This window comes from Pseudomonas sp. GM49 (genome assembly GCF_000282355.1).
Taxonomy (GTDB): Bacteria; Pseudomonadota; Gammaproteobacteria; order Pseudomonadales; family Pseudomonadaceae; genus Aquipseudomonas.
Window position 1 is genome coordinate 14,027 of sequence record NZ_AKJL01000015.1, and the last position, 12,406, is coordinate 26,432.

The 12,406-nt window shown below is 61.3% G+C and carries 12 protein-coding genes; 8 read left to right on the forward strand and 4 right to left on the reverse strand.

Features of this window, described 5'->3' with window-relative positions:
• Positions 1-92: 92 nt before the first annotated feature.
• The 6 genes from PMI29_RS27825 to PMI29_RS27800 all read left to right on the forward strand — a co-directional run bounded on the left by PMI29_RS27825 (position 93) and on the right by PMI29_RS27800 (position 7,593).
• Positions 93-1,730 (forward strand): 5-guanidino-2-oxopentanoate decarboxylase, encoded by a 1,638-nt coding sequence (locus PMI29_RS27825; RefSeq protein ID WP_007993648.1) that lies wholly within the window; start codon positions 93-95, stop codon positions 1,728-1,730.
• Positions 1,727-3,175, forward strand: a complete 1,449-nt coding sequence (locus tag PMI29_RS27820) for an aldehyde dehydrogenase family protein (RefSeq protein WP_007993649.1) — start codon at positions 1,727-1,729, stop codon at positions 3,173-3,175. Before PMI29_RS27825 ends, PMI29_RS27820 begins: the two co-directional genes overlap by 4 nt.
• A gap of 320 nt (positions 3,176-3,495) precedes the next feature.
• Positions 3,496-4,599 carry an ABC transporter substrate-binding protein gene (locus PMI29_RS27815; protein WP_007986100.1) on the forward strand — a complete coding sequence of 368 codons (1,104 nt, stop codon included), beginning with the start codon at positions 3,496-3,498 and terminating at the stop codon, positions 4,597-4,599.
• A 166-nt stretch (positions 4,600-4,765) separates the two neighbouring features.
• Positions 4,766-5,674: an ABC transporter permease gene (locus PMI29_RS27810; protein WP_007993653.1), complete on the forward strand. Its 909-nt coding sequence runs from the start codon at positions 4,766-4,768 to the stop codon at positions 5,672-5,674.
• Positions 5,671-6,519: an ABC transporter permease gene (locus PMI29_RS27805; protein WP_007993655.1), complete on the forward strand. Its 849-nt coding sequence runs from the start codon at positions 5,671-5,673 to the stop codon at positions 6,517-6,519. The genes PMI29_RS27810 and PMI29_RS27805 overlap by 4 nt, the downstream gene beginning before the upstream one ends.
• Before the next feature lie 18 nt (positions 6,520-6,537).
• Positions 6,538-7,593 (forward strand): ABC transporter ATP-binding protein, encoded by a 1,056-nt coding sequence (locus PMI29_RS27800; RefSeq protein ID WP_007993656.1) that lies wholly within the window; start codon positions 6,538-6,540, stop codon positions 7,591-7,593.
• 130 nt (positions 7,594-7,723) lie between these two features.
• Here PMI29_RS27800 and PMI29_RS27795 read toward each other — a convergent pair whose 3' ends face one another.
• Positions 7,724-8,653 carry an AraC family transcriptional regulator gene (locus PMI29_RS27795; RefSeq protein ID WP_007993658.1) on the reverse strand — a complete coding sequence of 310 codons (930 nt, stop codon included), beginning with the start codon at positions 8,651-8,653 and terminating at the stop codon, positions 7,724-7,726.
• 339 nt (positions 8,654-8,992) lie between these two features.
• Between PMI29_RS27795 and PMI29_RS27790 the strand changes: the two genes are divergently transcribed.
• Together PMI29_RS27790 and PMI29_RS27785 are read left to right on the forward strand one after the other, a co-directional pair.
• The gene (locus PMI29_RS27790; RefSeq protein WP_007993660.1) at positions 8,993-9,346 is read left to right on the forward strand and encodes a putative quinol monooxygenase; all 354 of its coding nucleotides are present in this window, start codon (positions 8,993-8,995) and stop codon (positions 9,344-9,346) included.
• A 41-nt stretch (positions 9,347-9,387) separates the two neighbouring features.
• Positions 9,388-9,618, forward strand: a complete 231-nt coding sequence (locus PMI29_RS27785; RefSeq protein WP_007986112.1) for a hypothetical protein — start codon at positions 9,388-9,390, stop codon at positions 9,616-9,618.
• Positions 9,619-9,623: 5 nt separating this feature from the next.
• Here the strand turns inward: PMI29_RS27785 and PMI29_RS27780 are convergent, their stop codons facing one another.
• From PMI29_RS27780 to PMI29_RS27770, 3 genes are all read right to left on the reverse strand, one after another.
• Positions 9,624-10,247 carry a flavin reductase family protein gene (locus PMI29_RS27780; RefSeq protein WP_007993661.1) on the reverse strand — a complete coding sequence of 208 codons (624 nt, stop codon included), beginning with the start codon at positions 10,245-10,247 and terminating at the stop codon, positions 9,624-9,626.
• Positions 10,248-10,530: 283 nt separating this feature from the next.
• On the reverse strand, positions 10,531-10,764 hold the full coding sequence (locus PMI29_RS27775) for a hypothetical protein (protein ID WP_007993663.1): 234 nt from the start codon (positions 10,762-10,764) through the stop codon (positions 10,531-10,533).
• A 224-nt stretch (positions 10,765-10,988) separates the two neighbouring features.
• Positions 10,989-12,308: an MFS transporter gene (locus PMI29_RS27770; RefSeq protein ID WP_007986116.1), complete on the reverse strand. Its 1,320-nt coding sequence runs from the start codon at positions 12,306-12,308 to the stop codon at positions 10,989-10,991.
• Positions 12,309-12,406 lie beyond the last annotated feature (98 nt).

Consider the following 12,406-nt stretch of genomic DNA (forward strand, 5'->3'; position numbering starts at 1 on the left):
CGCCCGTTCCAATGAGGCCATTCCCGGGCCTGCGAATCCATCATAAACACACCGCAGCCCCGGCGTCTCAAACGAACAAAAAGGGCAAAGACATGGCGACGTGCGGCGAAGTATTGGTCAAGTTACTCGAAAACTACGGAGTCGAGCAGGTGTTCGGCATTCCGGGGGTTCATACCGTGGAACTGTATCGCGGGCTGGCCCGTTCGAGCATCAACCACGTCACGCCGCGCCATGAACAGGGCGCCGGCTTCATGGCCGACGGCTACGCCCGCACCAGCGGCAAACCGGGTGTGTGCTTCATCATCACCGGTCCTGGCATGACCAACATCACCACCGCCATGGGCCAGGCCTACGCCGATTCGATCCCGATGCTGGTGATCTCCAGCGTGCAATCGCGCAGCCAGTTGGGTGGCGGTCGCGGCAAGCTGCATGAGCTGCCGAACCAGGGCGCACTGTGCGCCGGTGTGGCGGCGTTCTCCCACACCCTGATGTCGGCGTCGGAATTGCCGGGCGTGTTGGCCCGCGCCTTTGCGCTGTTCCAGGCTGGCCGTCCGCGCCCGGTGCACATTGAAATTCCATTGGACGTTCTGGTTGAAGAGGCTGACGACTTGCTCACCAGCCTGCCGGTCAATATCGACCGCGCCGGTGCTTCGCCGAGCGCCGTGTCGCGCATGACCGAATTGCTGGCTGGCGCCAAGCGTCCGCTGATTCTCGCCGGTGGCGGTGCCATCGACGCGGCGGCCGAGCTGACTGAACTGGCCGAGATGCTGGACGCGCCGGTCGCGCTGACCATCAATGCCAAGGGCATGCTCGCCTCCGGCCACCCGCTGCTGATCGGTTCGACCCAGAGCCTGGTCGCCACCCGTGCGCTGGTCGCCGAGGCCGATGTGGTCCTGGCCATCGGCACCGAACTGGCCGAGACCGACTACGACGTGACCTTCGCCGGTGGCTTCGAGATTCCTGGCCAACTGCTGCGCGTGGACATCGACCCGGACCAGACCGTGCGCAACTACCCGCCGCACGTGGCACTGGTGGCCGACTCGCGCAACGCCGCCCAGGCTTTGCTCAGCGCCCTGTCGCACAAATCCCTGGCCGAGCGCAGCAACGATTGGGGCCAGGTACGCGCCGCACGTCTGCGTGAAGACCTGGCCGCGACCTGGGACGCACCGACCCTGGCCCAGACCCGTTTCCTCGAAACCGTGCTGCACGAACTGCCGGACGCGGTGTTCGTCGGCGATTCGACCCAGCCGGTGTACACCGGCAACCTGACGTTCAACCCGGAGCGCCCGCGTCGCTGGTTCAACTCGTCCACCGGTTACGGCACCCTCGGTTACGCCTTGCCGGCCGCGATTGGCGCATGGCTTGGCGGCAGCGCTGAAAACGGTGCCCGCCCGCCGGTGGTGTGCCTGATCGGTGACGGTGGCCTGCAATTCACCCTGCCGGAACTGGCCAGCGCCGTCGAAGCGCGTACCCCGGTGATCGTGCTGCTGTGGAATAACCAGGGCTACGAAGAGATCAAGAAATACATGGTCAACCGCGCTATCGAGCCGGTCGGCGTGGACATCTACACCCCGGACTTCATCGGTGTGGCCAAGGCCTTGGGTTGTGCGGCCGAAGCGGTCAGCAGTGTCGAGCAACTGCGTGGTGCATTGCGTATGGCCACCGATCGCCAGGGCCCGACCCTGATTGAAATCGACCAGGCCAAGTGGATGCAGGCGGTGTCGAAATGACGCTTCCTACGACTCTGGATGGCCTGTACATCAACGGCCAATGGTCGGCCGGTAACGAACACCTGCGCGTGATCAACCCGGCGACCGAAGCCCTGTTGACCACGGTGAATGGTGGCGATGAGCGCGCTGTTGCTCAAGCCGTGAGTGCGGCGACCCAGGCTTTCGCCGATTGGTCGAAAACCACGGGTGCCGAACGCGGTGCGATCCTGCGCAAAATCGCCGTGGGCGTGCAGGCCAATCGTGAAAAATTGATGCACTTGCAATCGAGCAACAACGGCAAGCCGCAGTTCGAAGCAGCGATCGACGTCGATGACGTGATCGCCACGTTCGAGTACTACGCCGGTCTGGCCGAAGGGCTGGACGCGAAACAGGACAGCGCCATTGAGCTGCCGACTGACGACTTCAGCGCTCGTCTGCGCCGTGAACCTTGCGGTGTAGTCGGCTTGATCGTGCCGTGGAACTTCCCGATGGTTACCACTGCGTGGAAACTCGCGCCGGCCCTGGCCGCCGGTTGCTGCGTGGTGCTCAAGCCTTCGGAAGTCACGCCGCTGCCGGAGCTGGAACTGGCAACGATCATTGCTGAAGCCGGTTTGCCGGCGGGTGTGTTCAATCTGGTGTGCGGCACCGGCCTGGCCGTTGGCGCGCCGTTGTCGGCGGATCCGCGGATCGCGAAAATTTCCTTCACCGGCAGCAATGCGGTCGGCGTGCAGGTCATGCAGCGGGCGGCGGAAACCGTCAAAGGCGTGAGCCTGGAACTGGGCGGAAAATCATCGCTGCTGGTGCTGGCCGATGCCGATCTCGACCTGGCGGTGGAAGTGGCCTGCGGCGGTGGTTTCTTCAACGCCGGGCAGATGTGTTCCGCTACCAGTCGCGTGCTGGTTGCCGATGAGCTGGCCGACGAATTCCTTACCCGTGTGAAGGCTCGTGCCGAAGCCATTCGTGTGGCCGACCCGTTCGACCCGAACGTGGAGATGGGCGCGCTGGTCAATCAGGCGCAATACCAGCGCGTGCTCGGTCACATCGATCGCGGTTTGAGCGCCGGCGCCAAGCTGGTTTGCGGTGGCAATCGCCCGGCCGACCTGCCACGCGGATATTTTTTGCAGCCGACGGTTTTCACCGAAGTGCCCCTCGACAGTGCGTTGTGGTGTGAAGAGATTTTCGGCCCGGTGATCTGCGTACGCAGTTTTGCCTCTGAAGCCGAAGCGATTGCCCTGGCCAACGACAGCCAGTTCGGCCTGGTTGCCAGTGTGGTGACGCGCAATGCCGAGACCGCCGACCGCGTCGCCAACGCTTTGCAGGCGGGGCTTGTGTGGATCAACGCACCGCAGGTGATCTTCCCGCAGACCGCCTGGGGCGGCTACAAGCAGAGCAGCATCGGCCGCGAATTGGGGCCGTGGGGCTTGCAGGCTTTCCAGGAAATCAAACACGTGATTCGGGCTGTCTGACGCCAATTACTGTAGGAGCGAGCTTGCTCGCGATGGACGTCAACGATGACGTGGGGCGCCTGAATGTACGCGGCGCCCGTGCACCCATCGCGAGCAAGCTCGCTCCTACAGAAAACCCATCCGCATGCCCCGAAAGTAGGCATGCGCTGGCGTCATGGCTTCAATGAGTTTTTATCGATAGTCAGGTGTTTTACACGACCTCAGGATGAACTTGCTGGTTCAGCCAAGCCCCCGAAAATAGAGGGGCTAACGCTGGTCCGGTCGCGCGGATGCAACAGTTTCGACCTGCCTCATACCTACAAAAACAAAGGGAGTCCGTAATGGGCGAGCATGATCTGAACAGACGTCAATTTATCAAGACCGTGGGCGTAGCCTCGGTTGCAGCGGCAGCCATGAGCATGCCGTTCATCAAGGCCAATGCCAGCGATACACGTTTTGCCGGCAAGACCCTGCGTTTGCTGACCTGGTCCGACGACACCGGCCTGGCTGCACTGCGCAACATCGCCGCGACTTTCGAAGACAAGTACGGCTGCAAGGTCATCGCTGACCGCACCGGCAGTACCTCGGAAATGGTCGCCAAACTCAAGGCCGGCGGTGATCGTCCGCAGTACGACATCATCACCCTGGCCGGCGTCGGCGCCGAAGGTCTGGCCGCCGCCAACCTGCTGGAAAAACCCGACCTCAACCGCATTCCCAACCTCGTCGACGTACCAGAGAAATACCGCACCGGCGCCAACGGCCACGGCATCGGTTACCTGCTGTGGTGCAACAGCCTGGTCTACAGCACCCGCACCCAGAAACAAGCGCCGGACAGCTATGCGGCCCTGTGGGACCCGGAGCTGGCCCCGAACATCTTCCTGCCGCCGCCGAACTGGACCGAGGCCATGGACCTGATCATCATCGCTGCCAAACTGGCCGGTGGTGACGAACACAACATCGAGCCTGGCTTCAAGAAACTCGCCGAGCTGAAAGATCGTGTGGTGACCCTGGGTGAAAACCCGAACCAGATCGCCGAGCTGTTCCGCACCGGTTCCCTGGACATGGGCGGCCTGTACGCGCCGGCCTTCTTCCCGAAACAGATCCGCGATCCGAACTACGGCCTGGGTGCCACGTTCGGCATGAAGGAAGGCTTCTACACCGACCTGATGCTGTCTGTGATGCCGAAGAACCGTCCGGGCGATACCGACATGGCCTACGCCTTCATCAACCACTCTCTGGACCCGCTGGTACAGGGCAAGATGGCTGAAGACATCTACAACGGCCCGGTCAACGCCAAGGCGATCATCTCCGCCGAAGCGCGCAAGAGCCCGTACATCCTCACGCCGGAGCAGATTGCCGAGAAGGCGATCATGCACGACAACGCCTTCCTGGCGACTGTGCATGACCAGTGGATTCGTCGTTACACGGAAATCTTTTCTTCCTGATCTGTAGGAGCGAGCTTGCTCGCGATGGACGTTAACGATGACGAGGGCTGCCTGAATGAGCGCGGCGCCGTCACGTCCTTCGCGAGCAAGCTCGCTCCTACAGGGGGCCGGGGGTGACACCCCGCTTCCGTGTGCCATTGATCCTCCATTGACGAGACCCTTTGCTATGGAACACCAACCTCTGACTCATCCGTTGAGTGCCGCCCCCGTGCGCGCCGTTCGGGGTGTTTCGCCAACGGCGCGCGCCTGGTTTTTCCTCTCGCCGTCGATGCTGTTTCTTGGCGTACTGATTGCCGCCAGCCTGCTGGTACTGCGCATGAGCGTGGGCACCAAAGGCGCGGAATGGTCCGGGTTCAGCCTGGCCAGTTACGCCCAGTTGCTGGAACCCTATTACCTCAAATCCCTGATGCTGACCTTGCGCCTGGCGCTGATCAGCGCAGTGATCGCAGTGATTCTGGCGATCCCGGTGGCCTACACCATGTCGCGCCTGACCTCGCCGTTCGTGCGACGGATCTTCCTTGCGGCGGTGTTGCTGCCGCTGCTGGTCAACCTGCTGCTGCAAAGCTACGGCTGGCTGGTGATCCTCGGCCCCGGTGGCATGCTCAACCAGACCCTGATGGGCCTGGGCCTGATCAAGCGCCCGATCATGCTGTTGTACAACCAGAACGGCGTGTTGATGGGCCTGGTGCAAACCGCCTTCCCGCTGGCCGTGCTGCCGATTGCCAGCGCCATGCGCGGCGTCGCCCGCAGCTACGAAGAAGCTGCCGCCACCCTGGGCGCGAGTCGTTTCCAGGTGTTCCGCCAAGTGGTATTGCCGATGAGTCTGCCGGGGATCATTACCGGCGCGACCCTGGTGTTCGCCTACAACGCCAGCAGTTTCGTGGTGCCCTTGCTGCTCGGTGGCCGGCGCGTGCCGATGCTGGCGGTGATGGTGCATGACCAGATCGCCCCGCTGATGAACTGGCCCGCCGCGTCCGCTGCCGGTGTGGTGCTGATCGTCACCACGCTCGCGATCATGACCCTGTCCGAATACATCACTGGCCGTCGTCGGCGCATGCTGGAGGCTTCCCAATGAGCACCCTGACCAAGAAGCGTTATGGGCTGTTGCCCGGCGAGACCGGCAAGTTTGCCGGCATCCTTTCGGGCTTCATCCTGCTGCTGGCGGTACTGCCGATCCTGACCATGATCGTCATGTCGTTCAGCGGCGCGTCGAACCTCGACTTCCCGCCGACCAGCTACAGCCTGCAATGGTACAAAGCCGCCTGGCACACTTTTGTGTCGCCGGACGCCAGCGATGTGCTGAGCCTGGGCAAAGCCATGACCACCAGCCTGATGGTGTCGTGCCTGACCATGGTTTTCGCCACGATCATTGCAGTGCCGGCGGCATACGCGCTGACCCGTTGCGAGTTCCGCGGCAAGGCCGTGGCGCTGCAATTGATGTCGCTGCCCCTGGTGTTTCCGATGGTGGTGCTGGGCCTGGCGTTGCTGCTGGTGTTCGACAGCCTGCCGTTCCAGATGACCACCTCGCGGCTGGTGATTGCCCACGTGATTCTGGCGTTGCCGTTCGTGGTGAAGAACTGCACGGCGGCAATGCTCTCCATCGGCAGCGAAGTCGAAGAGGCCGCGCAAATGCTCGGTGCCTCACCGCTGCGGGCGATTGTCGATGTGGTGGTGCCGTTGATGAAGTCGGGGATCCTGGCGGGCATGCTGCTGGCGTTCATCGTCTCGTTCAACGAATTCACCGTGACCTATTTCCTCTACACCATCGATGTGATGACCGTGCCGATCTGGATGTACAGCCGCACCGTGTCTTCGCTCGACCCAACCGTATTTTCGTTTGCCGTGCTGATCGTGCTGATCGACTTCGTCCTGATCTGGGCGCTGGAGAAGCTGGTTGGTGAAGGTGGCGTTTCGTTCTGATTTCTTGAGGTAATTCACATGACTGGTCTGATTCTGGAAAACGTCGAGAAACATTACGGCTCGGCCTGCGCGGTAACGGATGTGAACCTGCATTTGCCCGAGGGCAAACTGGTGTGTTTCCTCGGCCCTTCGGGCTGCGGCAAAACCACCTTGCTGCGCATGATTGCGGGCCTTGAAACCCTGACCGGCGGCGAGATTCGCCTGGACGGCGAGGACATCGGCAACACCCCGGCGCACCTGCGCAACTTCGGCATGGTCTTCCAGTCCCTGGCGCTGTTCCCGCACATGACCGTGGGGGAGAACATCGCCTATCCGTTGAAGTTGCGCGGGGTCAGCAAGGCTGATCAGCAGGCGCGGGTGGTGGAGTTGCTGGAGCTGATCCAGTTGCAGCAAATGATTGATCGTCCCGTGGCCAAGCTGTCCGGCGGGCAACGCCAGCGTGTGGCGATTGCCCGGGCAATTGCCAATCACCCGAAAATCCTTCTGTTGGATGAACCGCTATCGGCGCTGGACGCCAAGCTGCGTGAGTCGATGCAGGTGGAGATTCGTCAACTGCAACAACGCCTGAACATCACCACCATCATGGTGACCCACGACCAGCGCGAGGCCATGACCATGGCCGATATCGTGGTTGTGCTGGGTGAACACAAAGTGCAGCAGGTGGGCACGCCGATTGAAATCTACCGGCACCCGGCCAACGAGTTCGTCGCGGACTTCATCGGCTCGGGCAACATCTTCCCGGCCACGGCGCTGGGTAACGGCAAGGTCAGCCTGCCGGGTGGCGATGCGCTGCAAGTGCCAATCTGCACGAGCATTGCGGCAGGGGAAAAGGTGAAGATGCTGATTCGCCCGGAAGACCTGCAACTGTCCGCACCTCAGGCGACCGCGGGCAACCGCTTGCTGGGCAAGGTGACGTTCGTGCGCGATATCGGCGCGACCATCGAGACCACGGTCGAATGTTCCGGAGTGTCGTTTACCGCACTGAGCACGCCGTGTCAGGGCTTTGGCCTGAGCGTTGGGCATCCAGTGTCGGTGACCTTGCCGGTGGAGGCTTGCCGGGTACTCGGGGCTTGATCCAGGTTTGATGCTGTTTGTACTGGCCTCATCGCGAGCAAGCTCGCTCCCACATTGGACGGTGTACGCCGGACCCTGTGGGAGCGAGCTTGCTCGCGATGAGGCCGGTACTGCTTGCAAAGAAACAAGCTCAGACTGACAAGCGCAACCGAGCCAGATCCCGCAACGGCGGCGCCCCGAACAACCGGCTGTATTCACGGCTGAACTGCGACGGACTTTCATACCCGACGCGATACCCCGCCGCCGAGGCTTCCAGCCCTTCGGCCAGCATCAACCGCCGCGCTTCTTGCAGACGCAACTGCTTCTGATACTGCAACGGACTCATCGCCGTCATCGCCTTGAAGCGGTGATGCAGCGTCGACACGCTCAGGTTCACCTCTTTGGCCAAATCATCGATGCGCAACGGCTGTTCAAAATTGCCGTTGAGCCATTTGATCGCCTGGCTGATGCGATGGCTCTGACTGTTGGTGATGGCGATTTCGTACAGCCGATGCCCTTGCTTGCTGCGCAACAATCGATAGAGGATCTCCCGGCGAATCAGCGGCGCCAGCATGGCGATGTCTTTCGGCGTGTCCAGCAAGCGTGCCAGGCGCAGCACAGCGTCGAGCATGGCGGTGTCGAGTCGCTCGACATACAGCCCGCGCCCGGTCGGCCGGGTGGGCACGCCGAGGGGGCCGGCGTCGGCGATCAGTGCGGTGATTTCCGCCGGGTCGATGTCCAGGCGCAAGGCCAGGATCGGCTCCTCGGCCGAGACATCCACCACCCGTCCACTCAGCGGCATCGAGACCGAGACCACCAGGTAGTTCAACGGGTCGTAATTGAAGTATTCATCGGCCAGCCGAACTTCCTTGCGCCCCTGGGCCATGATGCACAGCGCCGGTTGCGCCAGCCCCGGGGCGAACTCATGGGACTGGCTGTGGCGCGACATGAACAGCGAACCGATGGCCGTGGCATAACTGCCATCTTCGGCGGTGTTACGGCGGATGATCGCCGCCAGTTCCGCGCGCTGCTTTTCCATGTCGGTGTCCAGCGGGGCTTGAAAGTGATCGAGCGTCGACATGCGCGGCATCCTCGGCAAGGCATGGAGGGAATGGAGCAGAGCATAAGTTTGTGCAAGTGGCAGCGGTAGACACATCCTGCCGGATGCTTGCCTGATTCTGCCTGGGGTCGACCGGTGGCGTTACCACTAGAGCCTTGTGCCTGAAAAACTTGCTTGAAACTCGTATGACAGAACCGTGACAGGGTTTTACCGCTTGTTACAGGCTGTCCATGCAGTTTCGCAGGATTGTGCAACACGCCGGCAGGAATCGACTAACGAGACAGGCGTCGCGGCCCTTAACCTTGGATCCTGTCGCAGCCCGTCCCCCGGCTGCCACGCGACTCCCCGGGAGGGTTGAACATGTCCAAGCAGATCCCCGTCAGTCATATGGCCTTCGTTCGAGCGCGCGCCGGTCGTTCGGCGGAACTCGGTGTACGCCTCAGCGCCCTGATCGAACCGTCCCGCGCAGCGCCAGGCTGCCTGAGCTTTGCCTTGCAGCATTCGCAGTGCGATCCGCAGCTGTGGCTGGTGTCCGGTTTCTGGAGCAATCAACAGGCCATGACCGCGTACTTCAGCACGCCGGCGATGGAGGTTTTTGCCGAGCTGGTGCAGGATCTGGTGGTCAACAGCCTGGATTTCCACACCTTCAAGGATGTGTCGGCGGCGCAGGCCCTCGGTCAGTCCGGGGCAGAGGTACACAAACTGGCCGGTTGAGGGTTTAATGACAGCATTCTCAACCAGCCAGGATTCGCGACATGGCACGTAAAGCCTTTGATCACTTCGAAGCTGTTTCCGCTGTAGTACCGGGCGAGGGTGGTTACCACGCCGCTATCGCTGTCAAAGCGCTGGATGGTTCCGGCGCCCCGCGTTTTCACAAAGTGCTGGAAGGCCAGGTCTTTAAAACCGCCCATGATGCCGATCTGGCCGCCGCCAAAGAGCTGCTCCATCTCAAGGACGTCAAAGAAGACACCGACCTGCTCTGGTAATGACTTCACCGCCCCGGGCGGTACATCTTGAACAAGGCCTCAGGCCCCAGCTGGAAATAATCCGCCGGCCCGCCGCCGCGCAGAATCGGTTCTGCCGCGGCGGTGTCGTATATCCCATCCTTCAACAGCCATTTGGCGATATGCACGGCGACCACCTCGCCGAGAATCAGCCATGTCGGCACCACATTGCCGTCCGCCCGTTGCAACTGAATGATCTGCGTGACCTTGCACTCGAAGGACACCGGGCTTTCGGCAACGCGTGGCACCTGGATAATTTTTGAAGCAACGGTGGTCAGTCCGCTCAATTCGAATTCATTGATATCCGGTCCGACATTGGCGCAGCTCTGGTTCATCTGTTCAGCCAACGGCCGAGTGGCCAGGTTCCAGGCGAACTCGCCCGTCTGTTCGATGTTGTTCAGGCTGTCTTTGCGACCGATGCTGGAAAAGCCAATGATCGGCGGAATGTAGTTGAAGGCATTGAAGAAACTGTAGGGCGCCAGGTTCAAGCGGCCCCCGGCATCCTGTGAAGAGATCCAGCCAATGGGACGCGGGCCGACGATGGCATTGAACGGATCGTGGGGCAGGCCGTGGCCGTTGGTGGGTTCGTAGAAGTGGATGTCGTCGGGCATGGGGTGAGTTCCGGAACTTGCGGGAGACGCTCATGGTGCAAGCATGCGGCGCAGATTTCCAGTCGGATTCAGTACTTGAAATGATGAGATCGCTCTGTGGGAGCGGGCTTGCTCGCGAAAGCGGTGTGCCAGTCACATTGATATTGGATGGGCCACCGTCTTCGCGAGCAAGTCGAATCGTCGCACCGCCACTCCCACAGGTTTGTGGTCTGCCGGAAGAGTTGTATTACCCCAAAAAACGACTAAGCCCGGCCGAAGCCGGGCTGTGAACTTCCCTCCACATTCAGCCGATAGCTTCTGCGCTGCCGGTTTTATCGAAGCCGTCGGCGGCGATGGCGCCTGCGCTGCCGGTTTTATCGAAGCCATCGGAGGCATAGGTGCCCGAATGGGCGTGTTCGATGGCAGCGCTGGTACCGGCGCCGTAGGAGGCCGAACCGGTTTTGTCGTAACCGTCAGCTGCAAAGGCATTGGCAGCCAGCACGGAAAGGGTCAGGGCAAGGATCAGTCGGGTTTTCATGACGGGTACTCCAGGTACGTTCGCAATGGGTACGTTCAGACACTCTTTCGAGGCCTGTAACGGATATACGTGCGTCCTGTTGTTTTGGATGCACTCGGCTGCAGGGTGCGGCCGGTGAATTAACCGATGATTATCTTGCTGGAGGGGGAGATGAATGGTGCCCTTCGCGAGGTCGCTCGCGAAGGGCCATGGCACTCACTGTTGCAGTGAGCGCCGGTTGGCGATCAGTCGGTGACAATCCGCGAATGCTTGCGGGTGTCTTTCATGGTGACGTACACCAGCAACGACACGGCAATACATGCCGTGACGTACCAGTAATAACCCGTCTCCATGCCGATGCTCTTGAACCACAGCGCGATGTATTCAGCGGTGCCGCCGAAGATCGATACGGTCAGTGCGTACGGCAGGCCAACGCCCAGGGCACGGATTTCGGTCGGGAACAGTTCGGCTTTCACCACTGCGTTGATCGAGGTGTAGCCGCTGACGATGATCAGCGCCGCCATGATCAGGAAGAACGCGCCCCACCAGGTCTGGATGGTGTGCAGGGTGGTGAGGATCGGCACGGTGAACAGCGTACCCAGAATGCCGAAGGCAATCAGGATCGGCCGGCGACCGATTTTGTCCGACAGCCCGCCGATGACCGGTTGCAGGCACATGAACAGGAACAGCGTGGCGGCGGAAATGGTGGTGGAGTCGGAAATGCTCATGCCGACGGTGTTCACCAGGTATTTCTGCATGTAGGTGGTGTAGGTGTAGAACGCCAGGGTGCCGCCCATGGTCAGGCCGACCACGGTCATCAGTTCCTTGGGGTGACGCATCAAGGTGCGCATCGCGCTTTCCTTGGCTTTTTCTTTCTTGGTGAAGGACTCGGTCTCTTCCATGCCGCGACGCAGGTACAACGCAACCACGGCACACAACGCGCCAATGGCGAACGGGATGCGCCAGCCCCAGGCGTAGAGCTCTTCGGTGGTCAGCAATTGTTGCAGCACGATCAGCACCGCCAGGGCGATGAGCTGGCCGGAGATCAACGTCACGTACTGGAAGCTGGAGTAGAAGCCGCGACGTTCCTTGGTCGCCATCTCGCTGAGGTACGTGGCCGAGGTGCCGTATTCGCCACCGACCGACAAGCCTTGCAGCAAGCGCGCGAACACCAGCAGGATCGGCGCGCCGATGCCGATGACTTCATAGCTTGGGCTCAGGGCGATCAGCAGCGAGCCGAAGCACATCAGGTACACCGAGGCCATCAGGGCCTTTTTGCGCCCGACTTTGTCGGCATACAGCCCCATCAGCCAGCCGCCGATCGGACGCATCAGGAAGCCCACGGCGAAGATCGCGGCGGTGTTGAGCAGTTGGGCGGTGGTGTCGCCTTTGGGGAAGAAGGTCTTGGCGAAGTACAGGGAGAAAGCGGCGTAGACGTACCAGTCGTACCACTCGACCATGTTGCCAACGGAGCCGCTGAAGATCGATTTGATGCGGCTGGACGTGGTTCTTTCTTTGGCCGGCACGGCAGCCGACCCAAGCGGCAGGGAGTTGGAGTTATCCATTGAAGGATCCTTCGTTTAATTGTTTTTGTGGAGCGCGTTTAAACGCAGCCTGCAGGGGCTATAGCAGGAGCTGTGCCAAGGGGGAGAGGGCCGGTTTA

Coding starts and splice junctions, on each gene's coding strand:
- PMI29_RS27825 (WP_007993648.1), top strand. CDS start 93: ATGGCGACGTGCGGCGAAGTATTGGTCAAGTTACTCGAAAACTACGGA.
- PMI29_RS27820 (WP_007993649.1), top strand. CDS start 1,727: ATGACGCTTCCTACGACTCTGGATGGCCTGTACATCAACGGCCAATGG.
- PMI29_RS27815 (WP_007986100.1), top strand. CDS start 3,496: ATGGGCGAGCATGATCTGAACAGACGTCAATTTATCAAGACCGTGGGC.
- PMI29_RS27810 (WP_007993653.1), top strand. CDS start 4,766: ATGGAACACCAACCTCTGACTCATCCGTTGAGTGCCGCCCCCGTGCGC.
- PMI29_RS27805 (WP_007993655.1), top strand. CDS start 5,671: ATGAGCACCCTGACCAAGAAGCGTTATGGGCTGTTGCCCGGCGAGACC.
- PMI29_RS27800 (WP_007993656.1), top strand. CDS start 6,538: ATGACTGGTCTGATTCTGGAAAACGTCGAGAAACATTACGGCTCGGCC.
- PMI29_RS27795 (WP_007993658.1), bottom strand. CDS start 8,653: ATGTCGACGCTCGATCACTTTCAAGCCCCGCTGGACACCGACATGGAA.
- PMI29_RS27790 (WP_007993660.1), top strand. CDS start 8,993: ATGTCCAAGCAGATCCCCGTCAGTCATATGGCCTTCGTTCGAGCGCGC.
- PMI29_RS27785 (WP_007986112.1), top strand. CDS start 9,388: ATGGCACGTAAAGCCTTTGATCACTTCGAAGCTGTTTCCGCTGTAGTA.
- PMI29_RS27780 (WP_007993661.1), bottom strand. CDS start 10,247: ATGCCCGACGACATCCACTTCTACGAACCCACCAACGGCCACGGCCTG.
- PMI29_RS27775 (WP_007993663.1), bottom strand. CDS start 10,764: ATGAAAACCCGACTGATCCTTGCCCTGACCCTTTCCGTGCTGGCTGCC.
- PMI29_RS27770 (WP_007986116.1), bottom strand. CDS start 12,308: ATGGATAACTCCAACTCCCTGCCGCTTGGGTCGGCTGCCGTGCCGGCC.